This is a genomic window from Arthrobacter sp. YD2 (assembly GCF_030410475.1).
In the GTDB taxonomy this organism is placed as follows: domain Bacteria; phylum Actinomycetota; class Actinomycetes; order Actinomycetales; family Micrococcaceae; genus Arthrobacter_B; species Arthrobacter_B zhangbolii.
Genome location: NZ_JAUHHB010000003.1, coordinates 187464 through 213053, shown reverse-complemented (window position 1 = coordinate 213053; position 25590 = coordinate 187464). Strand labels below are relative to the sequence as shown.

Below are 25590 nucleotides of genomic sequence, written 5' to 3'. Positions count from 1 at the left end.
CCTGCCTGGTTACAGTCCCAGGGCCGCCCTGACATCTGCGAGCACGGCATCCAGCGACTCCCGCGCCTTGGACCGCGCCGCCGGCAGGTCGTCTGCCGATCCCACAGGTTCAATGACTTCGAGGTAGCACTTGAGCTTTGGCTCGGTTCCGCTGGGACGGATGATGACCCGGGTGCCATCCCGGGTAATGTACCGCAGGCCGTCTGTGGGCGGCAGGCCGTCCGCGCCTTCGGCCAGATCGACGGCGGTTTCCACCGGCGAGCCGGCGAAGGATGCGGGCGGGTTCGCTCGCAGCCGGTCCATCATTTCCGTGAGGAGGGCGAGGTTGTCCACCCGCACCGAGAGCTGGTCACTCTGGTGCAGCCCGTGCTCCAGCGCCAGGTCGTCGAGCTCATCGAACAGCGTCCGCCCGGCGGCCTTCAGCGAGGCTGCCAGCTCTGCCAGCAGCACACCGGCGGAGATGCCGTCCTTGTCACGGACCAGGCCCGGGGCCACGCAGTAGCCCAGCGCCTCTTCGTACCCGTAGGTCAGCTTGGGCACCCGGGAGATCCATTTGAAGCCGGTGAGGGTTTCCTGGTGAGCGAACCCGGCAGACTCGGCGATGCGGGCCAGAAGACGGGAGGAGACAATCGAGTTCGCGAAAACCACATTCGAGCGGGTTTTCTCGCCCCGAACCTTCCAGCGTCCGGCGGCAATCCTGCGGGCTATGTGGCGGCCCAGCAGGGCACCCACCTCGTCACCGCGCAACATCCGCCATTCATCCGTGGCGGGATCCTTTGCCGCGACAGCGGCGCGGTCCGCGTCGGGATCATTGGCCAGCACCAGATCCGCGTTTCGTTCCTTGGCCAGCTTCAGTGCCAGGTCCAGGGCACCGGGTTCCTCCGGGTTGGGGAAGGCCACGGTGGGGAAGTCCGGATCGGGCAGGGCCTGCTCCGGCACCAGCTTCACCTTGGTGAACCCGGCACCGCGCAGCACCGCGGTCATGGTCTCTCCGCCGACGCCATGCATCGGTGTGAGGACAATGTCCAGGTCCCGTTCCGGGTAGCCCTCGGCATGCATCAGCCGGTCCACCGCTCCAATGTAATCCGCAATCAGGGACTCGGACACCTCGGTGTAGCCGTCCGGTGCCAGGTCGATGGAGCCCAGCGGCGTCGAGTAGTCAATCCGTGCCGCGATCTCCGCGTCGTAGGGTGTCACGATCTGCGCGCCGCGGCCAGGCCCCTTCACGGTGCGTCCGCCGAGGTAGACCTTGTAGCCGTTGTCCAGTGCGGGGTTATGGCTCGCCGTGACCATTACACCGGCATCCGTATCCAGGGCGCGGACCGCGTAGGCCAGCAGCGGCGTCGGTAGCGTGCAGGGCAGCAGGAAGGTTTCGATGCCTGCCGCGCCGAAGACCGCAGCGGTTTCCAGAGCGAAATCCTTGGATTTGTGCCGGGCGTCGTACCCAATGACCGCGCTTGGGGTCCAGTTGTCCCCGGCGGTCTCCTGCAGGAAGGAAGCGATGCCGGCAGCGGTGCGCCGCACCACCACCCGGTTCATCCGGCGCGGGCCGGCGCCAAGGGCGGCCCGGAGCCCGGCGGTGCCGAACTCCAGTGTGCCGGCGAACCGGTCTGCCAGGTCCAGGGCAGCTGCGGCAACTTCGTCCTCTGTGCCTTCACCGCCTTCAAGGGTGCGCAGGAGTGAGCGCAGCTCGCGGGCGGTGTCCGGATCGGGGTCACTGTCCGCCCATGCCCGCGCAGCGGCGGTGAGTGCGTCCAGTTCAACGGGGTTGCTAGTCATGATGTGTACCTACGATTGGGGTGGCCGGTTGAAGATTGCCGGCTAGATGCGGTTGATGATCTCGGCGAGCAGCTTGGAAATACGGGGACCGGCAGCCTGTCCGGCCTCCAGCACTTCCTGGTGGCTCAGCGCCACCGGGCTGATGCCCGCGGCGAGGTTGGTTACCAGGGAAATGCCGAAAACCTCCATGCCGGCGTGGCGGGCTGCAATGGCTTCCAGTGCGGTGGACATTCCCACGAGGTCCGCCCCGATGGTCTTGGCGTAGCGGACTTCGGCGGGGGTCTCATAGTGCGGGCCGGTGAACTGGGCGTAGACGCCCTCATCCAGGGTGGGGTCGACGCTGCGGGCAACGTCCCGCAGGCGTGAGGAGTAGAGGTCGGTCAGGTCCACGAACGTGGCACCTTCAAGCGGCGACGTTGCCGTGAGGTTCAGGTGGTCGCTGATCAGCACCGGGGTGCCGGGCTGCCAGTCCGGGTTCAGCCCGCCGCAGCCGTTGGTCAGGACCATGACCTGGGCGCCGGCTGCTGCCGCGGTCCGGACACCGTGGACGACGGCGCGGACACCCTTGCCCTCGTAGTAATGGGTGCGGGCGCCGAGCACCAGTGCACGCTTGCCGTCAGTGGTGAGTACGGAGCGGATGGTGCCCACATGGCCCTGCACTGCGGGGGCCGAGAAACCGGGAATATCCGCGGCGGACAGGGTTGCGGTGGTCTCGCCGATCAGCTCGGCCGCTTCCCCCCAGCCGCTGCCGAGGACCAGGGCGATGTCATGGGAGGGCACGCCAGTGTGCTCGGCAATGTAGTCGGCGGCCTGCTGGGCAAGTTCAAATGGGTCGTTAGTCACTTAACCAACCTACCGTGTAATGGATGGGGGCTGGGCGCACTGCGAAAGGGCACCGTTTGAGCGCCGTCACTGGATGGGACAGAATAGAGCCTTGTGACGAGCCAACTAGATTTTACTGCCCGGAAAATTGCGATTCTTGGAGGAGGCCCCGGCGGCTACGAAGCTGCTCTGGTAGCGGCTTCCCTCGGAGCGGACGTAACCGTTGTAGAGCGGCAGGGCCTGGGCGGCTCCGCGGTGCTGACCGACGTTGTCCCCTCCAAGACGCTGATCGCGACGGCGGACGTGATGACACGCCTGACCGCTGCACGAAACCTCGGAGTGGAATTCGGCGACGTCGAGTCCCCGGTGTACGCAGACCTGAAGGTGGTCAACCACCGTCTGCTGGCACTGGCCAAGGAGCAGTCAAATGACATCCGCCGCACCCTTGAGCGGGTGGGAGTGAAGGTCAAAATCGGCGACGGCCGGCTGCTGGACAACCACACCATCGAGGTCACGGCAGCGGACGGCAGCGTGGAAACCGTTGAAGCGGAGGCGCTGCTGATCGCCACCGGTGCGAACCCGCGCGAGCTGGAGACATCCATGCCCGACGGCGAACGCATTTTCACCTGGAAGCAGATCTACAACCTGACCGAGGTGCCCGAACACCTGATCGTCATCGGCTCCGGTGTGACAGGTGCTGAGTTTGCTTCCGCGTACAACGGGCTGGGCACCAAGGTCACGCTGATCTCCAGCCGCGACCGCGTGCTGCCGGGCGAAGACGCCGACGCCGCCGTCGTCCTCGAGGACGTGTTCCAGGCCCGCGGCATGACCGTCCTGAACCGTTCCCGCGCAGATTCGGTGAAGAATACCGGCCAGGGCGTGCTCGTGACGCTGTCCGACGGCCGCACCGTGGAAGGCAGCCACTGCCTGGTGGCCGTGGGTGCCATCCCCAACACCGCCGGAATCGGGCTTGAGGAAGCCGGCATCCAGCTGGATGACCGCGGACAGATCAAGGTCGACGGCGTCTCCCGCACCACGGCGCCGAACGTCTACGCCGCAGGTGACTGCACCGGCGTGTTCAACCTTGCCTCCGTGGCCGCCATGCAGGGACGTATTGCCGTGGCCCACCTCATGGGCGACGGCGTGAAGCCGCTCAAGCTCAAGCAGGTGGCCTCCAACATCTTCACGTCACCGGAAATTGCCTCGGTAGGCGTCAGCGAGTCCGACGTCGCCGAAGGCCGTTATCAGGGCGACGTCATCAAGCTCTCGCTGCACACCAATGCGCGGGCCAAGATGATGGATGTGCAGGAGGGCTTCGTAAAGATCATTTCGCGCAAGGGCTCCGGCACGGTAATTGGCGGTGTAGTGGTGGGACCGCGTGCCTCCGAGCTCATCTTCCCGATTGCCATTGCCGTCTCGCAGAAGCTGCACGTGGATGACCTGGCGAACACCTTCACGGTCTACCCGTCCCTCACCGGTTCCATTTCCGAGGCTGCACGGCGCCTGCACGTACACATGTAGCGTTCTACGCTTGTATATCCCGCGCCCGGGACGGAATATCCGTCCCGGGCGCGGGTTTTTTTGTGCCGTCTGCGGCTCCGGAAAGAAATATTAGTCCAATATGTGGACACGAGTCTCAGATAACGGACGCGGGCTCCTACGATGTGGATACTTCAATTCCTCTTGCGAAAGACCACCAAATGTCTACTACGAATCCCTCCACGGCGCAGGCGCCGGCAAAGGCCAATTCCAAGAGCCGCGTGGTAGTTGCCAGCCTTGTTGGCACCTCCATCGAGTTCTACGACTTTTACGTCTATGCGACCGCCGCCGTCCTGGTCTTCCCCAGGCTGTTCTTCCCCAATGCGGAGGGCGCAACGGCCCTGCTGAGCTCGTTCGCGGTCTTCGGGGTCGCCTTCATTGCCCGCCCGCTCGGGTCGATCATTTTCGGACATTTCGGTGACAAGGTCGGGCGCAAGGGAACCCTGGTGGCATCCCTGCTGACCATGGGCATTGCCACATTCCTCATCGGCTGCCTGCCCACCGCCGAGATGTCCGGCTGGTCCTTCTGGGCTCCGGCCCTGCTGGTGGTTATGCGCTTCGCCCAGGGCCTGGCGCTCGGCGGCGAGTGGAGCGGTGCAGCACTGCTGGCCACCGAGAATGCGCCGGCCAACAAGCGCGCTGTCTGGGGAACCTTCCCGCAGCTGGGTGCTCCCATCGGATTCATCCTGGCCAACGGCCTCTTCCTGATCCTCAGCATCAACCTGGACAACGAGCAGTTCGATTCCTGGGGTTGGCGTGTCCCGTTCCTCGCCAGCGCCGTGATGGTCATCATCGGCCTGTACGTACGCATGAAGCTGGTGGAAACCCCTGCCTTCCAGAAGGCCGTGGACTCCGGCGAAGTCAGCAAGCTGCCGTTGGGCCGGGTCTTCCGGTTCAGCTGGCGCGCCATGATTGCCGGCACCTTCATCATGCTGGCCACCTACGTGCTCTTCTACCTGATGACCACGTTCACCCTCTCCTACGGCACGGCAGCGAAAACCGAGGAGGCGGCCCGTGCGGCCGCTGAAAAGGCAGGCAAGATCTTCGACCCCGAGTCCTTTGCCCCCGGCCTTGGCTACGCCCGCAACGACTTCCTGATCATGCTGATTGTGGGTGTGGTGTTCTTCGGCATCTTCACGATGGTCTCCGGCCCGCTGGCTGAAAAGTTCGGCCGCCGCAAGACGCTGCTGGCCGTGACCGGGGCCATCTTCCTCTTCGGGTTCAGCTTCGCTCCGCTGTTCGACGGCGGCACCGCCGGTGTGATGACCCTGCTGATCATCGGTTTCACCCTGATGGGCCTGACCTTCGGTCCCATGGGTGCCATGCTGCCGGAGCTCTTCCCCACGAACGTCCGATACACCGGATCAGCCATTGCCTACAACGTTTCTTCCATCCTGGGCGCAGCCGTGGCGCCGTTCATTGCCGTCGCCCTGTGGCAGGCAGCGGACGGCAGCCCGTGGCTGGTGGGCATCTACCTCAGCTCCATGGCCGTACTGACCCTGATTGCCCTGTTCGTCACCAGGGAGACCCGCGACGTCGATTACGAGAACAACTCAAGTGAGACCGTGAAGGCTTCCTAGGTCCGTTCAAATGCGAAAGGCCCGGCTCCCCGAACAGGGGGAGCCGGGCCTTTCGTATGTGGCGCTGTCCGGGCCTAGTCCCGGATGGAAGCGATGACCGCGCCGGCGGAGACCGTGGCGCCGGGAGCTGCCGTCAGGCCGGTGACTGTGCCGGACTTGTGGGCCGTGATGGGCTGCTCCATCTTCATGGCCTCCAGCACCACCACCAGGTCACCCTCACGGACAGCCGACCCGTCTTCCACGGCCACCTTGACGATGGTTCCCTGCATCGGGGACGTCAGGTCATCACCGGCGGCTGCAGTGGAGACGCCACCGCGGGAACGCTTCCGGCCCTTGCCGTTCGAGCCGTTGCGGGCACCGTTGGACGCTGCCGGTGCACCGAGGCCCGCCGGCAGCACCACCTCGAGGCGTTTTCCGCCCACTTCCACCGTCACGCGGCGGCGCTCGTCGTCGTCGTTCGCCGCGCCGGCCTCGCCGTCCCAGACCGGAATCGTGTTGGCGAAATCCGTCTCGATCCAGCGGGTGTGGACGCCGAACGCGTCCTCGGCGGTGAACGCCGGATGCGCAGCAACGCTGCGGTGGAAGGGCAGCACGGTAGGCAGACCGGCCACATCCATTTCCGCCAGTGCGCGGCGGGCACGCTGCAGTGCCTGCTGGCGGGTGGCACCCGTGACAATGAGCTTGGCAAGCATGGAATCGAAGTTCCCGCCCACCGTTTCACCGGCTTCAATGCCGGAGTCCACGCGTACGCCGGGGCCGGTGGGCAGTTTGAATGCCGTGACCGTGCCGGGTGCGGGCATGAAGTTGCGCCCGGGATCCTCGCCGTTGATGCGGAATTCGAAGGCATGGCCGCGGATTTCGGGGTCGTTGTAGCCCAGGGCTTCGCCGCGGGCGATGCGGAACTGCTCCCGGACCAGGTCCAGGCCCGTGACCTCTTCGGATACCGGGTGTTCCACCTGGAGCCGGGTATTCACCTCGAGGAAGGAAATGGTGCCGTCCGTACCCACGAGGAACTCGCAGGTTCCGGCGCCCTGGTAGCCGGCTTCCTTGAGGATTGCCTTCGAGGCCGCGTAAAGGCTGGCGTTCTGCTCTTCGGTGAGGAAAGGCGCAGGAGCTTCCTCAACAAGTTTCTGGTTGCGGCGCTGGAGGGAGCAGTCGCGGGTGGAAACAACCACAACGTTGCCGTAGGCATCGGCCAGGCATTGGGTTTCCACGTGGCGGGGCGCGTCGAGGAAACGCTCAATGAAGCACTCGCCGCGGCCGAAGGCGGCTGTGGCCTCACGGACGGCCGATTCGAACATTTCGGGGATTTCCTCGCGGCTGCGTGCCACCTTGATGCCGCGTCCGCCGCCGCCGAAGGCGGCTTTGATGGCCAGGGGCAGGCCATGCCGGTCGGCGAAGTCCAGCACGTCCTGTGCGGTTTCCACCGGGTCCGGGGTGCCGGGTACCAGCGGGGCACCGACCTTGGCTGCAATATGGCGGGCCTGGACCTTGTCTCCGAGGGAGGAGATGGCGCTGGGCGAGGGGCCGATCCAGGTGAGGCCGGCGTCGATGACGCGCGCGGCAAACTCCGCATTTTCGGACAGGAAACCGTACCCGGGATGGATGGCATCAGCGCCGGAGCGGGCAGCCGCGTCCAGGATTTTGTCCATGTCCAGGTAGGATTCGGCAGCAGTGCTGCCGCCCAGTGCATAGGCTTCATCGGCCAGGCGCACGTGCAGGGCATCGCGGTCGGGATCCGCGTAGACGGCAACGGCCGCAATGCCTTCGTCCCGCGCGGCGCGGATAACCCGTACGGCAATCTCGCCGCGGTTGGCAATGAGGATCTTGGTGAGTGCCTTGGCGGCTGTCGCGGAAGGCTCGGGGGTGTTCTGGCTCATTGGTGCACTGGCTCCTTTTGATCTGTTCGGAGCCTAGCGCGGTTTTGTGGTGATGAGCCATAATGCGTGCTGTTTCTGCGTGGGAGGTACCGGATAGTTGTGGGGATTCTACAAAGGTGGCGTCGTTGCCGCACCCTTCACCCTGCCAGCCGCTGAACCGCTGGGGCTAAGTCGCGGGAGGTTGCGGGCTTCGGATCTCCGTGTTCCCAGCCGCTCCATCCGGGTGCCTGCAGACGGGTCGTTTCGTCTTGCGGCCAGCTGCCGGCCGTACATCGATCTGACCCTGATGCCGTCGTGAGCCATTCCACGGCTGTTGCCCGCACCTGGTTGGACTGCGCCGGAATGCTGACACGGAATGAACCCATAGTGATGGCAGACCAGATTGTCAGTGAGCACCGTCGGAGCTTTGGTCCACCGCGCCTGGTCCTGGTCCCGCTCAAAACCGCCCAGCAGGCCATGACCAGGGGCCTCAGCCGGCATCGATAGTACAGATAACGCGCTTTTGGACACCGGATAAGGCCGTTATCTGTACTACCGGCGGGTGTTGAAGAGGGTTACTTCCAGAGGTCGATAATCCGGACCCCGGCGCTGGCCAACAGCTGGCGCAGCGTGGAGACGGAAAGCCCGACGACGGCGTGGGGATCGCCGTCGACTCGCTCGATGAACGCGCCGCCAAGGGAATCGATGGTGAAGGACCCCGCCACCTGCAGCGGCTCACCCGTAGCAATGTACGCCTCGATTTCATCTTCGGTGAGTTTCGCGAAGTGCACCTCGGCGGAACTCACGGCTCCGAGAGTCGCTCCCGAGCCGTCCTCATCCGTGTCGCGGCAGTCCACCAGCCAGTGTCCGGTGTGCAGGACGCCGGAGGATCCGCTCATGCGGCGGATCCGTTCGCGGGCAACGTCGGCCTCCCAGGGTTTGCCGTGCGCTTCGCCGTCGAACTCGAAGACCGAATCGCAGCCGATCACCAGGGCGCCCTCGGCGTCGGGAAGAGCAGCCACGGCCTCGGCCTTGGCGCGGGCCAGCAGCAGGGCGGTGTCATGCGGATCGGTGAGGCCATAGCGGGCGGTGACGGCATCTTCATCCACGTCCGACACCAGGACGGAGTGGGAAATGCCGGCATCGGTCAGCAGCTTGGTACGGGCGGGGGAGGCGGAGGCCAGAATGAGGCTCAGGTTCGGGTTGGTCACGGCATCCAGCCTAGTGCTGGCGCGAACCGGCACGGTAACCGGTGGGGAACAGCGTTAAAACGCCGAACGCCGGGCCGCCCGGTAAATGGGCGGCCCGGCGTTCGGGATGCGGGGTGGATCAGCTCCGGGATTCGGTGACCTGGGCCGTATCCTGGGGGGCAGCATCGCGGGGTGCCGCGTCCTGGCGTCCGTCCACCTGCGGGACCTCGATCTGCTCGGAGTCGTCGGCGAAGGGATCGCCCTGTCGCTTGGCGCCGTAGAGACCGGCATCAAGCAGCCCGTTGCGCTTGGCCACCAAGGTGGGCACCACGGTCTGTCCGGCCACGTTCACGGCGGTCCGGCCCATGTCCAGGATCGGGTCGATGGCCAGGAGCAGGCCGACGCCGGCCAGCGGCAGGCCCAGGGTGGACAGCGTCAGCGTCAGCATAACGACGGCGCCGGTGGTTCCGGCGGTCGCGGCCGAGCCCAGGACGGAGACCAGGGCGATCAGCAGGTACTCCTTGAAGCCCAGATCGATGCCGAAGAACTGTGCCACGAAGATGGCCGAGACGGCCGGGTAGATCGAGGCGCAGCCGTCCATCTTGGTGGTGGCGCCCAGCGGCACGGCGAAGGAGGCGTAGGCGCGGGGGACACCAAGGTTGCGTTCGGTGACCCGCTGGGTCAGGGGCAGCGTGCCCACGGAGGAGCGGGAAACGAAGGCCAGCTGGATGGCGGGCCAGGCGCCGGAGAACCACTGGCGGATGGAGAGGCCGTGTGCCTTGATCAGCACCGGGTAGACGCCGAACAGCACCAGTGCCAGGCCGATGTAGACGGTCAGGGCGAACATGCCCAGGGAGCCGATGGTGTCCCAGCCGTAGGTGGCCACGGCCGTGCCGATCAGGCCGACGGTGCCCACCGGAGCCAGGCGGATGATCCACCACAGCACCTTCTGGATGACGGCCAGCGCGGAGGCGTTCAGGTTAAGGAAGGGCTCTGCGGCCTTGCCCACCTTCAGGGCTGCGATGCCGACAGCGATCGCGATGACCAGGATCTGCAGCACGTTGAAGCTGACGCTGGTGGTCAGCGCACCGGATTCAGCCATCTTGGAGCTGGCACCCAGGCCCAGGAAGTTCGCCGGGATCAGTCCGGTCAGGAAGCCGAGCCAGCTGCCCTGGCTGCCCCGGTACTCCTCGGCCGGTTCAACATCGGCGTTGCTGCCGGGCTGCAGCAGGACACCGAGCAGGATGCCGATGACCACGCTGATCAGTGCCGTGATGGCGAACCAGAGCAGGGTCTGCCATGCCAGCCGGGCCGCATTGGAGACGGCGCGCAGGTTGGCGATGGAGCTGACGACGGCGGTGAAGATCAGCGGCACGACGGCGGCCTTGAGCAGCGACACGTAGCTGGTGCCGATGGTGTTCAAGGTGGTGGTCAGCCAGTTCGGCTCGTCACCGGCCGTGCCCATTGACTTGGCCAGCAGGCCCAGGGCCAGGCCCGCAATGAGGGCGACAATGATCTGCGGTCCGAAGGAGGTCATCCATCGGGGCAGCCGCCGGGCGGGGGTTTCAGGGGAGGAGGTCTGTGAGGTCACGGAAAGACTCTAGCCGCAGGCCAATACCAGACGGGCGCGAAAGTTGCGAAATATTACGCAGGCAAACCGCAGTTCAATCAGGCTCGGGAGGTCAGGATCCGCGCCGGATCTGGGCAGCGGGGCAGCGGCCCGGGTTATTCCCCGGGCCGCTGTGACTAATATCCCTGTTTGGCCGCCGAACTCAGTCGTCCAGGAGTGCCCTGCGCAGGGTGTCCAGCCCCACCGAGCCCAGCTGAAGCGCGCGGGTGTGGAACGCCTTCAGATCAAAGGCGTCGCCTTCACGGGTGCGGACTTCGTCCCGGATCTGCTCCCAGAGACGCTGGCCGAGCTTGTAGGAGGGGGCCTGTCCCGGCCATCCGAGGTAGCGGGTGAACTCGAAGTTCAGCTGCCCTTCGCTGATGGACATGTTCTGCCGAAGGAAGTCATAGCCCTTTTCAGCGGTCCAGGTACCCTCGCCCCAGCGTGCCGGAATTTCCAGTTCCAGATGGACGCCGATGTCGAAGACCACCCGGGCGGCACGCATCCGCTGCGCGTCCAGCATGCCCATCTTGTCGCCGGGATCGCTCAGGTAGCCCAGCTGGTCCATCAGCCGTTCGGCGTAGAGCGCCCAGCCTTCCCCGTGTCCGGAGACCCAGCAGACATTGCGCCGCCAGGCGTTGAGCAGCCCGCGGGCAGCAGTCGCCGTCGCAATCTGCAGATGATGCCCGGGAACGCCCTCATGGTAAACCGTGGTGGTTTCAGCCCATGTGGTGAAAGTGTCTTCACCGGCGGGGACGGACCACCACATGCGTCCGGGGCGGGAGAAGTCCTCGCTGGGCCCGGTGTAGTAGATGCCGCCCTCCTGGGTGGGGGCAATCATGCACTCAATGCGGCGCATGGGTTCGCTGATTTCGAAGTGCGAACCGGCCAGGTCCTCAACGGCGCGGTCCGCCAGTCCCTGCATCCAGGCACGCAGCTCCTCGGTGCCGTGCAGCTGGCGGGCCGGGTCCTCGTTGAGGATGGCGACGGCTTCCTCCACGGTGGCACCGGGGCGGATCTGTTCGGCAACGGCTTCCTGCTCCGCGATGATGCGGTCCAGCTCCTCCACGCCCCACCGGTAGGTTTCCTCCAGATCGACAGCGGACCCGAGGAACTGGCGGGAAAAGAGGGCATACCGTTTCGGGCCCACGGCGTCCTTTTCCGGGGCTGCGGGGAGCAGTTCGTCTTCAAGGAAGGTGGCCAGGTTGAGGTAGGCGCGGCGGGCGCATTCGGCGCCGGTGCGCAGTTCCGCACGCAGCCCTTCGGATAGCGGTTCCCCGCCGGGCAGGGCTGCGTTGGTTGCCAGGGCGTCGAAGTACCCGCCGTCCTCGGCGTAGGCAGAAGCCTGCTCAATGACGATCTTCACCTGCCGGCGCGCAGCCACGAGCGAACGCTCCAGTCCGCTGCGCAGGCTGGTGATGTATCCGGCGACGGCGTCATCAACGTTGTTCAGCCGGCCGGCAATGTGGCGCCACTGCTCTTCGGTTTCCGTGGGCATCAGGTCAAAGATGCTCCGGATTCCCTGTGCCGGGGAGGCGATGTTATTCAGGTCGGCAAGGTCCCAGCCGGACTCGTGGATCTCCAGATCCAGGCCCAGCCGTTCATGCATGGCGTCCAGTGTTACCCGGTCCACGTCATCCGCCGGTTCCAGGCCGTCCAGCCGGCCGAGGGTTTCGCGGATGGCTTCGGCAGAGGATTCCAGTCCGGCAGGCGAATAATCGGCGTACTCGGTCTCCCTTCCCGGGATGCCCAGGGAAGTGGCGAAGGACGGATCCAGCTGCAGGAGGGTGTTGGTGAACGCATCGGCAACGGCGTCGATGGCGGTCGGCTGGCGGACCGGAACATGGCCAGCGGCGGGCAGAGACTCGGAAGATGATGTCTGTTGGGTCACAGACGGTAGCCTAACCGCACACCGGGTGCAGGGGCCTAATTCATGTCAGCGGAAACTGCGCCGCCATGAACCCGGACCCGGTGTGGGTGCAAGGCTGAGCATCCGTCGCCGGGCCCAGGCCCGGTATGGCTGCCGGACGGCCGGGGCCGGGGCCTGCGAACCAAGCCCGGCGACAACGGCCGTCAGTGCTGCCAGCTCTTCCGCCGTGGGATTGCCGGCCAGCACGGAGAGCAGTGGTTCGGCCGCTGCCGGTTCCAAAGGTGCGTTCTCGACACTCACAGCGGCATGTTCCCGTGCTTCTTGGCGGGCAGGGAAGCCCGCTTGTCCCGCAGGGCCCGCAGTCCGCGGATCAGCTGCAGGCGGGTGTCGGACGGGGCGATGACGGCGTCCACGTAGCCCAGCTCGGCCGCCTGGTACGGGTTGAGCAGTTCGTCTTCATACTGCTCAATGTATTGGCGCCGGACCTCATCAACGTCTTCCCCGGCATCGGCGGCGGCCTTCAGCGGTGCGCGGTAGAGGATGTTCACGGCGCCCTGGGCGCCCATGACGCCAATCTGCGCGGTGGGCCAGGCCAGATTGATGTCCGCGCCGAGCTTCTTGGAGCCCATCACGATGTAGGCGCCGCCGTAGGCCTTGCGGGTAATGACGGTCAGCTTGGGCACGGTGGCCTCGGCATAGGCGTAGAGCAGCTTGGCGCCGCGGCGGATAATGCCGTTGAACTCCTGCTCCTTGCCCGGCAGGAAGCCCGGAACATCAACAAAGGTCAGGATGGGGATGTTGAACGCGTCGCAGTTGCGCACAAAACGGGCGGCCTTCTCGGACGCGGCAATGTCCAGGGTGCCGGCGAACTGCATGGGCTGGTTGGCCACGATGCCCACCGTGTGCCCTTCTATGCGGCCGTAGCCGATGATGACGTTGGGCGCATAGAGGGCCTGCATCTCCAGGAAATGCCCGTCATCCAGCACGTTTTCGATCACGGCACGGATGTCGTAGGGCTGGTTTGCGGAATCCGGAATCAGTTCGTCCAGCGCCAGGTCCGCGTCGGTGACTTCCGGATCCTGCTCGAAGGCCGTCAGCGGTGCCTCGGCAAGGTTGTTGGAGGGCAGGAAATCCAGCAGTTCCCGGACAAACTCGATGGCGTCCTCTTCATCGGAGGCGAGGTAGGTGGAGGTGCCGGTGTTGGCGTTGTGCTGCCGGGCGCCGCCCAGGGTTTCCATGTCCACGTCTTCGCCGGTGACGGTCTTGATGACGTCGGGTCCGGTGATGAACATGTGTGAGGTCTTGTCCACCATGACCACATAGTCGGTAAGCGCGGGGGAGTAGGCAGCCCCGCCGGCGGAGGGGCCCATGATCAGGGAAATCTGGGGGACGACGCCGGAGGCATGAACATTGTTGCGGAAGATATCGGCGAACATTGCCAGCGAGGCGACACCCTCCTGGATGCGGGCACCGCCGCCGTCGAGGATGCCGACCACCGGGCAGCCGTTGCGCAGTGCGAATTCCTGGACCTTGACGATCTTCTCGCCGTTGACCTGGCTGAGTGAGCCGCCGTACACAGTGAAGTCCTGGGCGTAGATCGCCACGGGCCGTCCGTCCACTGTGGCGTAGCCCGAGACCAGGCCGTCGCCGAGGGGCTTTTTCTTCTCCATCCCGAAGGCGGTGGACCGGTGCACGGCCAGAGCATCGAATTCCACGAAGGACCCGGCATCCACCAGCAGCTCAATGCGCTCACGGGCGGTGTGCTTGCCGCGGGCATGCTGCTTCTCGATGGCGGCAGGCCCGGAGGGCACCTCGGCCTCTGCCTGGCGGCGGCGGAACTCCGCGATCTTCCCCGCCGTCGTGTGCAGGAACAGGTCCTGATCAATACTCAAAGGTGGCCTCCGGTGCGCAGATTCAGACCCTGTCCGGCCATCCGGGGGAGGCGGCCGTCCAAGGCGTTAAGTAGGTTCCGCACAAAGAATGTGACGGTTCACCCAGTCTAGTGAGCCGGTCCGCCGGGAGTGAGTGTAGAAAACCTACAATTTGTATCCATGACGGTTGGTCGGACGCCGCCCGGACGGACACGGACGCGTCGATGTTACTCACTAGTAACATCGACGTGAGGTGCATTACCCTCATGCTATGAGCATCCCCAACAACACTCCGGAAACGACGTCGCGGTCCCTGGCCGGACGCACCATCCTGATGTCCGGCGGCAGCCGCGGTATCGGACTTGCCATCGCGCTGCGTGCAGCCGCGGACGGCGCCAACATCGCCATGCTGGCGAAGACGGCAGAGCCCCACCCGAAGCTGGAAGGCACTGTCTACACTGCGGCCGAGCAGCTCGAAGCTGCCGGCGGCAAGGCACTGCCCATCATTGGTGATGTGCGCCGCGACGAAGATGTTGCACGCGCCGTGGAGGAAACCGTGAAGCAGTTCGGCGGGATCGACATCGTCCTGAACAACGCCTCCGCCATTGACCTGTCCGGCACCGACGCCGTGACCATGAAGAGCTATGACCTTATGGCGGACATCAACACGCGGGGCACCTTTATGCTCTCGAAGTTCTCGCTGGAAGCCCTGCGCCGCTCCGACAATCCGCACATCCTCACCCTGTCCCCGCCCCTGAACCTGGATCCGAAGTGGGCGGGCAATTACCTGGCCTACACCATGGCCAAATACGGCATGTCCCTGACCACCCTGGGCCTGGCGGAGGAGCTGAAGAACGACGGCATTGCCGTGAATTCCCTGTGGCCGGTCACCGGCATTGATACCGCTGCCATCCGCAATATGCCCGGCGGGGAGAAGCTGGCCGCGGCCTCGCGCAGCGCCGACATCATGGCTGATGCCGCCCATGCCATCCTTACCCGGCCCAGCCGCTCTTCAACCGGCAACTTCTTCACCGATGAAGAGGTGCTGCGCCAGGAGGGCGTGACCGACTTTGACCGCTACGCCCCCGGCGTACCCGCAGAGAAGCTGATGCAGGACTTCTTCCTCTAAACCGCTCCGTCCTGAGCCGGGCGCCCGGGAATGTCCGGGCGCCCGCGTAAGATCGAAGGCATGCAACTGCACTACTCCAGCATGGAAAGACCGGGCCTGGACCCGGACCGCCTCAGGGCGGCGCTGGTGGCCCCCAACGGGCCTTACGCCGCGTTGGACGTGGTGCAGGAAACCGGGTCCACCAACTCCGACCTGGCGGACTCCGCCCGCCTGCGCCCCTCGGCAGCGTCCGACCTCACGGTCCTCACCGCCGAACTGCAGACCGCAGGCAAGGGGCGCCTGGACCGGAGCTGGGTTGCCCCCGAGCGTTCCTCACTCTTTGTCAGTGTGCTGTTCCGGCCGGTAAATGCCGAAGGCCGTCCGCTGCCCACGTCCTCCTACGGCTGGCTTTCCCTGCTTGCGGCCCTGGCCATGGCTGAAAGTGTGGCCGCCCGCACCGGCGTTGAAGCCCGGTTGAAGTGGCCCAACGACGTCATGGTGGACAACCGTAAACTTGCAGGCGTCCTGGCCCAGCTCGTCCCGTTTTCCGACGGGTCGCCGCCGGCCGCAGTGGTGGGCACAGGCCTGAACGTCAGTCTCACCGACGAAGACCTGCCGGTGCCCACGGCAACCAGTCTGCTGATGGAGTATGCCTCCACCACTGACCGCAACATCCTGCTCCAGGACTACCTGCTGGCTCTGGCCGAAAAGTACCGTGCCTTCTGTTCCGTGGACGGAGATCCGGAGGCCGCATCGGACGGGCAGGCATCTCTGCGGGAACAGATCATGGCCCGCCTGTCCACCCTGGGCCGCGATGTCCGCGCGCAGCTCCCCGGCGGCGGCGTCCTTACCGGCCGGGCCGTGGCACTGGCCGCCACCGGTGCGCTGGTCATCGTTGACGGTGCCGGCGCTCCGCACACCGTCTCTGCGGCGGACGTGGTACACCTGCGCGCCGAGCCGGCATGAGGCCGGCCCGTTGAGTCCGGTACTTCCCGCAGTCGGGAGGGCAGCCGCGTGCGTGTAAGGCTCTCTCAGGGGGAGTACATCATTGCCGCCGGGCGCCCGCATGCACGTTCGCTTTGGAAACCGCTGGCCCTGGCGGGGGCAACCGGCGCGGCGGCAGGGTATGCGCTGGGCTGGCTGGGCAGGGATACCCTGCCCGGCCAACTGGCGGAGTGGAGCCCGTACCTGCAGCCCGCCGTCATTGTGTTGGCCCTGCTGGTGCTGCTGCGCTACTGTCTGCCGCCCGTACTTTGCTGGTTTACCGGCCGGATCATCCTGACCGACCGCAGGCTGATCCGCCGGCAGGGAGTGCTGCTGCGCCGGGAACACGAAATTGCCCTGGCAGCGATCTACCAGCTCGAGATCAGGCAGACGGTCACAGACCGGATGCAGCGCAGCGGCACCCTCGTCCTCGACCTGGGCCACGGCCGGATTATGCAGTATCCGGCGGTGCCGGAGGTACACCGTTTCCGGTCCCTTGTGGTTTCCGCCATAGGCCAGCTGCCACTGACTGCCATGTTTGATGGTGTAGATATTGAGGGAGACGGGGGATACGACTATGAAGGGAGGGACTATGACTGACGCCGGCCACGGTGAGTCCGGACCCGCGAGCCATCCCGAACCGATGACGCTGTCCCTGCCGGCGGTCAAGCCGTCCCGGCCGGACTATTCAATGGCGGACACCGGAACCGAAATAGACCGCGAGGATGTCCGCCGGCTGGAAGCGCAGCTGATCGGCGGACCCCGCACCCTGAAGCGCCGCGAAGCGGCTGCCGAAGCCGGGGTGTCCCTGCTCTCTGCCCGCAAGCTTTGGCGTGCCATGGGCTTCCCCAACCTTGACGACGACGCGGTCTTCTTCACGGAACAGGACCGGGAGGCCCTAAGCACCGTGATTGAGCTGGTGCGCGATGAGCAGCTCACCGAGGAAGCCGCGATTTCCATCATGCGATCCATCGGCCAGATGACAGACCGAATGGTTGTCTGGCAGGTTGAGGCACTGGTGGAGGAGATGGTGTCCACCCGCGGCATCACCGATGCTGAGGCCCGCAGGAATCTTGTTGCGGCACTGCCGGCCCTGATTGAACCGCTGGAAAAAACCCTCGTGTACGCCTGGAAGCGCCAGCTCAATGCTGCCATCCAGCGTCTGGCCCTGCGCGCGGAGGCCGGACTGGCCAGCCATGACGGGAGCGCCTCGGACGACGCGCCGCTGCCGCTGGCACGCGCCGTCGGTTTCGCGGACCTGGTCTCCTACACCAGCCTGTCCCGCCAGATGAACGAAAAGACCCTGGCGCAGATGGTCCAGCGCTTTGAGCACAAATGTGCCGAAATCATTTCCGTGGGCGGCGGACGGCTGGTCAAGACCATCGGCGACGAAGTCCTCTTTAACGCCGAAACCCCCGAGGCCGGCGCGGAGATTTCCCTTGCCCTCGCGAAGGCCTTCACTGAGGATGAGCTGCTTCCCTCCGCCCGGGTTTCGCTGGTATGGGGGCGCGTCCTGTCACGTCTGGGCGACATATACGGTCCCACCGTCAACCTCGCCTCGCGGCTGACATCGCTGGCCGAACCGGGGACAGTCCTCACGGATGCCTCCACTGCGGCGGCGTTGAAGGATAATCCCCGATTTGTGCTGATTCCGCACCAGCCGCGCAACGTGCGAGGGTTCGGCGAGATCCATCCGGTAACCCTGGCCCGGGGCACCGGTTCCGGGCTTGTCCTGGATTAGCCGCGCATCGAATGGCCGACGCGCCATTTCCTCCGGACCGCAGGGTGCCTGCCGTCGGTTAGTGTATGGAGAGATACTGTAAGACGGATCACCTAGTGAACAAACAGCTTTCCGGACAGGGCGTGAATGAACTCCGACGAAACGACATCCCCGGATACCGGCCTGCATGCAGTGTTTGGTTATGCTTCCGATCGCGGTCTGCGGCGCGAGTTGAATGAAGACTCACTGATCGCCGCAGACCCGGTCTTTGCCGTGGCGGACGGCATGGGGGGACACGAAGCGGGTGAGGTAGCCAGCAGCATCTGCGTCCGCACGCTGGGTGATTCCCCGATAGTGGGACAGCATCTGCCCGACTTCTCCGCGGAGCAGCTCAGGGAACTGCTGCTGGAGGCAGACCACCGGATCCGGGAGGCTACCGGAGGCCGGGCCGGCACAACGCTGACCGGCGGTGTGCTGGTAAGTGCCGACGGCAAACCTCACTGGCTGGTGTTCAACGTGGGTGATTCCCGCACGTACCGGCTCAGCGCCGGAAAGCTGGACCAGATCACCGTGGACCACAGCGAGGTGCAGGAACTGGTGGACCTGGGCCAGATCACCCCGGACGAAGCACTGGTCCATCCCCGTCGTCATGTGGTCACCCGTGCCCTGGGCACCGGCAACGACGCAGAAGCGGACGTCCGGCTGGTCCCGGCGGAACCCGGAGACCGGCTGCTGGTGTGTTCGGACGGACTGACGGGCGAGGTATCCGACACCCGCATCCTGGACATACTGGCCTCTGAGGCCAATCCGCAGGACGCCTGCGCCGCCCTGGTCCAGGCTGCCCTGCGGTCCGGGGGCCGGGACAATATCACCGCACTGGTGGTGGACACCGTGGGCGGTACGGTTGGACCCGAACCCGTAGCCGTTACGCTCACCGGTGAGGCCGGCTACGAATAACCACCGAATCTCTGTGAACACCGCCTATGCGAAGGAGCCCCGATGAGCACCCATCCGGACGAACTGGAACAGCGCCGCCTGAATGACTGGAGCCGGCGCCTGACCCAGGCGCTGCAGATCCTGGACCTCGAGGTGGACCCGGCCATGCTCGTTGAGCTTGGCGAAAAATCCGGCCGCACGGTGGCACCCAACGCGGGCGTGGTGAGCGCCTTTATGGTTGGGTATGCTGCCGGGCTGACCACCACCAGCGGACGGAAGTCAGCGGAAGAAGCCGTGAAAAAAGCAGCGGACACCGCCTTCCAGCTGGCTGAAACCGGCCTGGAGGGGCCGGACCAGCCAGGCTGGAAGGGATCCGCGCAGTAACTGCGGGCGGTTACGCCGGCGCCGGGGTACGCCGCATCTTGTCTTCGGCGCCGGCGCCGGCTGCAGCCTCCACCCGGACCAGTACCGTCTTGGACACCGGGGTGTTGCTGCCTTCGGCCACGTGGTCCATGGGCACCAGCACATTGGCTTCCGGATAGTACGCAGCCACGCACCCCTTGGGCGTGGGGTAGGACACCACACGGAAACTGCGCAGCACGCGCTCTACGCCGTCGTGGTGGACGCCGTGGATGTCCACGTACTGGCCGTCCGCCAGGCCGAGTTCCGTAATGTCTCCGGCGTTCATAAACAGCACGTGCCTCCCGCCCTTGATGCCCCGGTAGCGGTCATTGTGGCCGTAAATGGTGGTGTTCCACTGATCGTGTGAACGCATGCTCTGCAGCAGGAGCGTCCCTTCCGGACGCTGGACAGCCTCCAGGTCATTCACCGTCAGCACGGCCTTGCCGGTGGGAGTGCGGAAGGTCCTGGAATCCCTCGGTCCGTTGGGCAGCACGAAACCGCCCTCATGCCGGATCCTCTCGTTGTAGTCCTCGCAGCCTTCCACCACCCGGGAAATGGAATCGCGGATCAGGTCATAGTCCTTTTCGAAGCCCGCCCAGTCGGCGTCGATCCGGTCCCCGATCACCCGGGCCCCGAGCCGGGCAACCAGGGCAGGTTCGGAGAGCAGGTTCGGCGAAACGGGATCCACTCCGCCATGTGAGGCATGCACTACGCAGACCGTGTCTTCCACGGAAACGAACTGCCGGCCTGTCTCCTGGATGTCTATCTCGGTGCGGCCCAGGACCGGGAGGATCAGGGCTTCCTTGCCGGTGACCAGATGGGACCGGTTGAGTTTGATGGAGATCTGCACGGACATGTCGGTCTTTTTCATGGCTTCTTCAGCCAACTGGGTATCCGAAATGGCGGAGATCAGGTTGCCGCCCAGCGCCATAAAGAACTTGATGCGTCCGTCCTGCATGCGGTGGAAGGTTTCAACCGCGTCGGCTCCATGCTCCCGCGGGGGATCGAAGCTGAATTCCTTGCCCAGGGCGTCAAGGAAAGTACCCGGCATCTGTTCCCAGATGCCCATCGTCCGGTCACCCTGCACGTTGCTGTGCCCGCGGATGGGTGCGGCACCGGCGCCGGGCTTGCCGATGTTTCCCCGCAGCAGCAGCAGGTTGATGATTTCCTTGATCGTGGCAACGCCCTTTTTCTGCTGGGTGATGCCCATGGCCCAGGTGATGATGACTTTCTCGGCCTTGAGGTAGCGCTCTGCGAGCTCGTCGATTTCCTCTGCACGCAGCCCGGTGGCTTCGAGCACTTCATCGTCATCGAGGAAGGAAAGATGTTCCTTGAGGTCTTCCAGGCCTTCGCAGTGCTTCTCGAGGAACTCATGGTCCAGCACGGTCCCCGGGTTCTTTTCTTCGGCTTCAAACACCCGCTTGGAAATGGCCTGCAGCAGGGCCATGTCCCCGCCAAGCCGGATCTGGAGGAACTGGTCTGCCAGCTCCGTGCCCTTCCCTGCGATGCCGCGGGGCTTCTGCGGGTTCTTGTACCGCTTCAGACCGGCCTCGGGGAGGGGGTTCACAGCTACGATGCTGCCACCGTTCCGCTTGCAGTTTTCCAGTGCCGTCAGCATGCGTGGATGGTTGGTGCCGGGGTTCTGTCCCATCAGGATAATCAGATCTGCCTGGCCGAAGTCGTCATAGGTCACCGTCGCCTTGCCGATCCCAATGGTCTGGCCCATGGCCCAGCCGGAGGACTCATGGCACATGTTGGAGCAGTCCGGCAGGTTGTTGGTGCCGTACGCCCGGACAAACAGCTGGTAGAGGAACGCCGCTTCATTGGAGGTCCGTCCGCTGGTGTAGAACGCTGCCTCGTGCGGGGAATCCAGGCTCTTGAGCCGCCGGGCCACAATGTCCAGTGCCTCGTCCCAGCCCACCGGGCGGTAATGGTCCTCACCTGCGGGCTTGTACAGGGGCTCGGTGAGCCGGCCCTGCATGCCCAGCCAGTATTCGGTGCGGTCGCGCAGTTCGGTGAGGCTGTGTTCGGCCCAAAAGTCGGAAGAAATCACCACCGGCGTGGCTTCCCACGTGACGGCCTTGACGCCTTCCTCGCAGTATTCGAACGGGCTGCGGTCCTTGGGGTCGGGCCAGGCGCAACTGGGGCAGTCGAAGCCGTGCTTCTGGTTCATGCGGAACGTGGTTCCCAGGGCCCGGGCCAGACCCATCTGCTCGATGGCCGGTTTCATGGAGTGATACACCGCCGGCAGCCCGGCGGCCCACTCCTTGGGCCGCGATTCGACCTGGATGTCCTTTTCGTTGACGTCCTCTATCCGGGGTTCTTTCCTGGCCACGCCGCACTTCCCTTCATCGCTTCACTGCGCGTCCGTCCTGGCCCGCGAACACAGTTGCCTAGCATCAGGCCTAGCAGTCCCGCGGGTCCGCCGCAAGCACCAAGGCCGCACACGGCAAGGGCGTGGCGCCCCGAGACGGCGGTGCCGGGCCCCCGACACGGCGGTCGGCGGACGCCGGCAGGCACTGCAGCGCCGCCGTCGCCTGCCCGGCGGCGATGCACCGCTGACGCAAGCGCACACTATGCGGCAAGATTAGTTAGGTGAGCACAGCCAAGACATCCCCGGAAATCACGGACACTGAAGCAGCCGTTGAATCGGTCAGCACGGACACCCCGCCCGCCGGGGACCTGCGCGAGGAATATGACGCGCTCGCGGACCAGGTGCGCCGCTACCGTTTCGCCTATTACAACGAAGACTCCCCGCTGGTCTCCGACGCTGAGTTCGACCGGCTCTACCGCCGCCTGGAAGAGATCGAGGCGCTGCACCCGGAGCTGGTCACCAACGATTCACCCACCCAGGAAGTGGGCGGTGAAGTCTCGGCGGCCTTTGCCCCGGTGGAACACCTGCAGCGGATGTACAGCCTGGAGGACGTCTTCTCCCTGGATGAGCTGGAGGCATGGGTCCGCAAGACCGAAGGGTCCGTAGCCAACATTGCCCCCGGCGCCCGGATCAAATGGCTGACCGAACTGAAGATCGACGGGCTTGCCGTGAACCTGCTCTACCGCAACGGCGAACTGGTCCGGGCTGCCACCCGCGGCGACGGGACCACGGGGGAGGACATCACCCACAATGTGCTCACCATCGCCTCCATCCCGCGCACGCTCAAGGGTGAAAACCTGCCTGCGGAAATGGAAATCCGCGGCGAGGTATTCATCCCCTCGAAGGACTTCGCGCACCTGAACGAAACCATGGTCGAGGCGGGCAAGGCGCCTTTCGCCAATCCCCGCAACGCCGCTGCCGGCTCCCTGCGGCAGAAGGACCCCGAAGTCACCGCCAGGCGTCCGCTAAGCATGTACGTGCACGGCATCGGTGCCCGCGAGGGCCTGGACGTGGCCAGCCAGTCCGAAACCTATGACCTGCTTCAGCAGTGGGGACTGCCGACGTCGCCCTATTACAAGGTGCTGGACACTTACGAAGAGGTCCTGAAGTACATCGCGGAGAACGGCGAACACCGGCACGACCTCTCGCACGAAATCGACGGCATCGTGATCAAGGTGGATGACTTTGCCCTGCAGCGTGCCCTGGGCAACACGTCCCGGGTGCCGCGCTGGTCCGTGGCGTACAAGTACCCGCCGGAGGAAGTGAACACCAAACTGCTGGATATCCGGGTGAACGTGGGCCGGACCGGCCGCGTCACCCCCTACGGCATCATGACACCCGTGCTGGTCTCCGGCTCCACCGTGGAGATGGCCACCCTGCACAACCAGGACGTGGTGAAGGCCAAGGGCGTCAAGATTGGCGACACCGTGGTGCTGCGCAAGGCCGGCGACGTGATTCCCGAAATTGTGGGCCCCGTCGTCGCCCTCCGAGACGGCAGCGAACGCGATTTCGTTATGCCCACGCACTGCCCGTCCTGCGGCACCGAGCTGAAGCCGGCCAAGGAAGGGGACGTGGATATCCGCTGCCCCAACGCGAAATCCTGCCCCTCGCAGCTGCGTGAACGCGTGTTCCACCTGGCCGGCCGCGGTGCCTTCGACATTGAGGCGCTGGGCTGGGAGGCAGCTATTGCCCTCACCTCACCCGCCGAGCCGGAAAACCCGCCGCTGACCAGTGAGGCCGGCCTGTTCGACCTGAAAATCGAGGACCTGGCGGACGTGCGGATTGAACGGCCCAAGCGTGTCAAGGGCGTGGTGGACGGCACCGAACTCGTTCCGTACTTCTACACCAAGGGCACCGCCAAAAAGCCGTCCGTTGCTTCCGCCAATACCCGCAAGCTGTTCGAGGAACTCGAGAAAGCCAAATCCCAGCCACTTTGGCGGGTCCTGGTGGCACTGTCCATCCGGCACGTGGGCCCGACGGCGGCCCGAGCCCTCGCCGGCGCCTTCGGGTCGATGGAGGCCATCCGTGCTGCCACCGAGGAGCAGCTGGCGCATGTCGACGGCGTCGGCCCCACCATCGCCGCAGCCCTGACGGAATGGTTCGCCGAGGACTGGCACCGCGAGATCGTGGATGCCTGGGCCGCCGCCGGTGTGCGGATGGCCGACGAACGGGACGAGTCAATGCCCCGCACACTCGAGGGCCTGACCGTTGTTGTCACCGGCACATTGCCCAACTTCAGCCGGGACGAGGCCAAGGAAGCCATTCTCACCCGCGGGGGCAAGGCCTCCGGGTCGGTCTCGAAAAAGACCGACTACGTGGTGGCCGGGGAAAATGCGGGCACCAAGCTGGAGAAGGCCGAAGCCCTGGGCGTCCGGGTCATTGACGAAGACGGCTTCCGGATCCTGCTGGCTGAAGGGTCCGTCCCGGAGGACGGGGCAGGAACCGATGGGCAAAACGAGGAAGACAAACCGGAAGAAGGTACCGAATGAGCCCGCTGCCTGACGCGGCCGATCCGCTGGAACTGCTGGAAGTTGCCCGCGAGGCCGCCGCTGCGGGAGCGGCTGTGCTGGCGGGACGCTCGGTCGCCGGCCTGAATCCGGTGAACAAAAGCGCCGACGGAGACTGGGTCACCGAATTTGATACCGCCGCAGAGATTGCCGTGCGGGAGGTCCTGGCCCGCCTGCGTCCGCATGACGTTGTCACGGGGGAGGAGCTGGAAGCGGCCGTCCCATCCAATCCGTCAGGCATCCGATGGTCCATAGATCCGCTGGACGGCACCACCAACTTCATCCGCAACATTGTCTACTACGCCACCTCCGTGGCTGCGGTGACCGACGACGGCGAGTGGCTGGCCGGCGTCGTCCACGCCCCGGCGCTGGTCCGGGTGTACTCGGCCGCCCGCGGGAACGGGGCCTGGCTGTCCGAGCACGGCAGCGTCCGCAAGCTCTCCGGCCCCGATCCGCAGCGGGTGGGGAAGCTGCTGGGTACCGGGTTCTCCTACAACGCGGAGGTCCGGTCCGAGCAGTATGCGGCCTTGCCGGAGCTTGCCGGGCAGTTCGCGGACGTCCGTCGGCTGGGATCCGCCGCGCTGGACCTGTGCATGGTGGCCGACGGCACGCTAGACGCCTATATCGAGCGCAGCCTCAACGAATATGACTATGCCGCGGGCGCCTTGATCGCCGAGGAAGCCGGCGTTCCCGTTCAGCGTCCGCCGCGGCCGGCCAACGACGCCGAACGTGAGGACGCGGTGACTGTCGCCGGAGCTGCGCTGCTGGGCTAGGTGTGGAGCCGCGGTTCCGCCACGGCACTTCCGCCGGCGGGGGATGCCCGCCATTCTTCGGCCAGGAGGGCGTAGCGGAGGTCATCCAGCCAGCGCCCCGAACGGTGGAGGGACCCCTGGCGGGACCTCCCCTCACGCCGCATCCCCGCTTTTTCCATGACCCGCCAGGAAGCGGTGTTGTCGGCGAAACACTCCGCCACCACCCGGCGCAGGCCCAGGTCCTCGAAGCAGATGCGCAGTAGTGCAGCTACGGCTTCGCTTGCGTACCCCCGCCCGGCGAACTCCGGTGCAATGACGTAGCCAATCTCGGCCTGCGTGTCGCGCGCCAACTCCTCGACCTCCTGCTGCGCCCATGCGTCCTGGCAGGCAAGATAAAGGTCACCGACCAGGGCTCCGCCCAGTTCCACGGCAAAAGTGGCCGCCAAATGCTCCGGCTGCCGGAGCCGCTCCACGAAGGCGTCCACGTCCGTGGGCCGGGCCGTCATCCATTGCGCGACCTCCGGCTTCCGCCGGTACTCATACATGCGCGGCAGGTCCTCGGCTTCGGCGGGACGGATGGTGAGGCGGGGTGTGATGACGGGCCAGCGGGGGCCGGAGGGATTCGCGGTCATGGCACCATGATGGCCTATTGGGTTCCCCGGACGCGGTTGGCGGATCGGGCACTCGT

At 65.4% G+C, this 25590-nt stretch carries 20 protein-coding genes; 10 read left to right on the top strand and 10 right to left on the bottom strand.

Translation table 11 applies throughout. The annotated features are described in order from the left end of the window. Nucleotides 1–9: 9 nt before the first annotated feature. The gene (locus tag QWJ37_RS12030; protein WP_290245397.1) at nt 10–1779 is read right to left on the bottom strand and encodes a phospho-sugar mutase; all 1770 of its coding nucleotides are present in this window, start codon (nt 1777–1779) and stop codon (nt 10–12) included. Nucleotides 1780–1821: 42 nt separating this feature from the next. Further along, complete coding sequence (locus QWJ37_RS12025; protein WP_290245396.1) at nt 1822–2622, bottom strand: purine-nucleoside phosphorylase; 801 nt, start codon at nt 2620–2622, stop codon at nt 1822–1824. Nucleotides 2623–2715: 93 nt separating this feature from the next. On the opposite strand from QWJ37_RS12025, the gene QWJ37_RS12020 reads away from it, so the two are divergent. Both QWJ37_RS12020 and QWJ37_RS12015 read left to right on the top strand, forming a co-directional pair. Beyond that, complete coding sequence (locus QWJ37_RS12020; RefSeq protein ID WP_227904303.1) at nt 2716–4122, top strand: NAD(P)H-quinone dehydrogenase; 1407 nt, start codon at nt 2716–2718, stop codon at nt 4120–4122. Between the two features lie 179 nt (nt 4123–4301). Then, complete coding sequence (locus QWJ37_RS12015) at nt 4302–5720, top strand: MFS transporter (RefSeq protein WP_227904304.1); 1419 nt, start codon at nt 4302–4304, stop codon at nt 5718–5720. A gap of 74 nt (nt 5721–5794) precedes the next feature. Here the strand turns inward: QWJ37_RS12015 and QWJ37_RS12010 are convergent, their stop codons facing one another. The 6 genes from QWJ37_RS12010 to QWJ37_RS11985 all read right to left on the bottom strand — a co-directional run bounded on the left by QWJ37_RS12010 (nt 5795) and on the right by QWJ37_RS11985 (nt 14140). Further along, nucleotides 5795–7600 (bottom strand): biotin carboxylase N-terminal domain-containing protein, encoded by a 1806-nt coding sequence (locus tag QWJ37_RS12010; protein WP_227904305.1) that lies wholly within the window; start codon nt 7598–7600, stop codon nt 5795–5797. Nucleotides 7601–8154: 554 nt separating this feature from the next. Further along, nucleotides 8155–8790, bottom strand: a complete 636-nt coding sequence (locus QWJ37_RS12005) for a Maf family protein (RefSeq protein ID WP_227928940.1) — start codon at nt 8788–8790, stop codon at nt 8155–8157. Between the two features lie 118 nt (nt 8791–8908). Next, the gene (locus tag QWJ37_RS12000; RefSeq protein WP_290245395.1) at nt 8909–10360 is read right to left on the bottom strand and encodes a dicarboxylate/amino acid:cation symporter; all 1452 of its coding nucleotides are present in this window, start codon (nt 10358–10360) and stop codon (nt 8909–8911) included. A 181-nt stretch (nt 10361–10541) separates the two neighbouring features. Next, nucleotides 10542–12269, bottom strand: a complete 1728-nt coding sequence (locus tag QWJ37_RS11995) for a DUF885 domain-containing protein (protein WP_290245394.1) — start codon at nt 12267–12269, stop codon at nt 10542–10544. Between the two features lie 45 nt (nt 12270–12314). Further along, on the bottom strand, nt 12315–12548 hold the full coding sequence (locus QWJ37_RS11990; protein WP_227904310.1) for an acyl-CoA carboxylase subunit epsilon: 234 nt from the start codon (nt 12546–12548) through the stop codon (nt 12315–12317). Then, nucleotides 12545–14140, bottom strand: a complete 1596-nt coding sequence (locus tag QWJ37_RS11985) for an acyl-CoA carboxylase subunit beta (RefSeq protein WP_290245393.1) — start codon at nt 14138–14140, stop codon at nt 12545–12547. The genes QWJ37_RS11990 and QWJ37_RS11985 overlap by 4 nt, the downstream gene beginning before the upstream one ends. Nucleotides 14141–14390: 250 nt before the next feature. Between QWJ37_RS11985 and QWJ37_RS11980 the strand changes: the two genes are divergently transcribed. The 6 genes from QWJ37_RS11980 (at nt 14391) to QWJ37_RS11955 (ending at nt 19251) form a co-directional block, all read left to right on the top strand. After that, nucleotides 14391–15248: an NAD(P)-dependent oxidoreductase gene (locus QWJ37_RS11980; protein ID WP_227904312.1), complete on the top strand. Its 858-nt coding sequence runs from the start codon at nt 14391–14393 to the stop codon at nt 15246–15248. Between the two features lie 60 nt (nt 15249–15308). Then, nucleotides 15309–16193 carry a biotin--[acetyl-CoA-carboxylase] ligase gene (locus QWJ37_RS11975; protein WP_290245392.1) on the top strand — a complete coding sequence of 295 codons (885 nt, stop codon included), beginning with the start codon at nt 15309–15311 and terminating at the stop codon, nt 16191–16193. A gap of 48 nt (nt 16194–16241) precedes the next feature. Continuing rightward, complete coding sequence (locus QWJ37_RS11970; protein ID WP_290245391.1) at nt 16242–16811, top strand: PH domain-containing protein; 570 nt, start codon at nt 16242–16244, stop codon at nt 16809–16811. Further along, nucleotides 16804–17952, top strand: coding sequence for an adenylate/guanylate cyclase domain-containing protein (locus tag QWJ37_RS11965; protein ID WP_227904315.1), 1149 nt, complete (start codon nt 16804–16806; stop codon nt 17950–17952). The genes QWJ37_RS11970 and QWJ37_RS11965 overlap by 8 nt, the downstream gene beginning before the upstream one ends. A 126-nt stretch (nt 17953–18078) precedes the next feature. After that, nucleotides 18079–18888, top strand: a complete 810-nt coding sequence (locus tag QWJ37_RS11960) for a PP2C family serine/threonine-protein phosphatase (protein WP_227904316.1) — start codon at nt 18079–18081, stop codon at nt 18886–18888. 42 nt (nt 18889–18930) lie between these two features. Further along, on the top strand, nt 18931–19251 hold the full coding sequence (locus QWJ37_RS11955; protein ID WP_227904317.1) for a DUF6457 domain-containing protein: 321 nt from the start codon (nt 18931–18933) through the stop codon (nt 19249–19251). Between the two features lie 10 nt (nt 19252–19261). Here QWJ37_RS11955 and QWJ37_RS11950 read toward each other — a convergent pair whose 3' ends face one another. Continuing rightward, nucleotides 19262–21604, bottom strand: coding sequence for an FdhF/YdeP family oxidoreductase (locus QWJ37_RS11950; protein WP_290245390.1), 2343 nt, complete (start codon nt 21602–21604; stop codon nt 19262–19264). Nucleotides 21605–21864: 260 nt separating this feature from the next. Here QWJ37_RS11950 and ligA point away from each other — a divergent pair, with 260 nt between their 5' ends. After that, a complete protein-coding gene (gene ligA / locus QWJ37_RS11945) occupies nt 21865–24132 on the top strand; it encodes an NAD-dependent DNA ligase LigA (protein WP_290245389.1) in 2268 nt (755 codons plus the stop codon). Beyond that, nucleotides 24129–24923 carry an inositol monophosphatase family protein gene (locus tag QWJ37_RS11940; protein ID WP_290245387.1) on the top strand — a complete coding sequence of 265 codons (795 nt, stop codon included), beginning with the start codon at nt 24129–24131 and terminating at the stop codon, nt 24921–24923. The genes ligA and QWJ37_RS11940 overlap by 4 nt, the downstream gene beginning before the upstream one ends. Here QWJ37_RS11940 and QWJ37_RS11935 read toward each other — a convergent pair. Then, nucleotides 24920–25534 carry a GNAT family protein gene (locus tag QWJ37_RS11935; RefSeq protein WP_290245386.1) on the bottom strand — a complete coding sequence of 205 codons (615 nt, stop codon included), beginning with the start codon at nt 25532–25534 and terminating at the stop codon, nt 24920–24922. The genes QWJ37_RS11940 and QWJ37_RS11935 overlap by 4 nt on opposite strands. Between the last annotated feature and the right edge of the window lie 56 nt (nt 25535–25590).

What these genes read in the sequence shown, in the direction of transcription:
- QWJ37_RS11955 (WP_227904317.1), top strand. Translation starts at nt 18,931, where the DNA reads ATGAGCACCCATCCGGACGAACTGGAACAGCGCCGCCTGAATGACTGG.
- QWJ37_RS11980 (WP_227904312.1), top strand. Translation starts at nt 14,391, where the DNA reads ATGAGCATCCCCAACAACACTCCGGAAACGACGTCGCGGTCCCTGGCC.
- QWJ37_RS12015 (WP_227904304.1), top strand. Translation starts at nt 4,302, where the DNA reads ATGTCTACTACGAATCCCTCCACGGCGCAGGCGCCGGCAAAGGCCAAT.
- QWJ37_RS12030 (WP_290245397.1), bottom strand. Translation starts at nt 1,779, where the DNA reads ATGACTAGCAACCCCGTTGAACTGGACGCACTCACCGCCGCTGCGCGG.
- QWJ37_RS11965 (WP_227904315.1), top strand. Translation starts at nt 16,804, where the DNA reads ATGACTGACGCCGGCCACGGTGAGTCCGGACCCGCGAGCCATCCCGAA.
- QWJ37_RS11935 (WP_290245386.1), bottom strand. Translation starts at nt 25,534, where the DNA reads ATGACCGCGAATCCCTCCGGCCCCCGCTGGCCCGTCATCACACCCCGC.
- QWJ37_RS11960 (WP_227904316.1), top strand. Translation starts at nt 18,079, where the DNA reads ATGAACTCCGACGAAACGACATCCCCGGATACCGGCCTGCATGCAGTG.
- QWJ37_RS12010 (WP_227904305.1), bottom strand. Translation starts at nt 7,600, where the DNA reads ATGAGCCAGAACACCCCCGAGCCTTCCGCGACAGCCGCCAAGGCACTC.
- QWJ37_RS11940 (WP_290245387.1), top strand. Translation starts at nt 24,129, where the DNA reads ATGAGCCCGCTGCCTGACGCGGCCGATCCGCTGGAACTGCTGGAAGTT.
- QWJ37_RS11975 (WP_290245392.1), top strand. Translation starts at nt 15,309, where the DNA reads ATGCAACTGCACTACTCCAGCATGGAAAGACCGGGCCTGGACCCGGAC.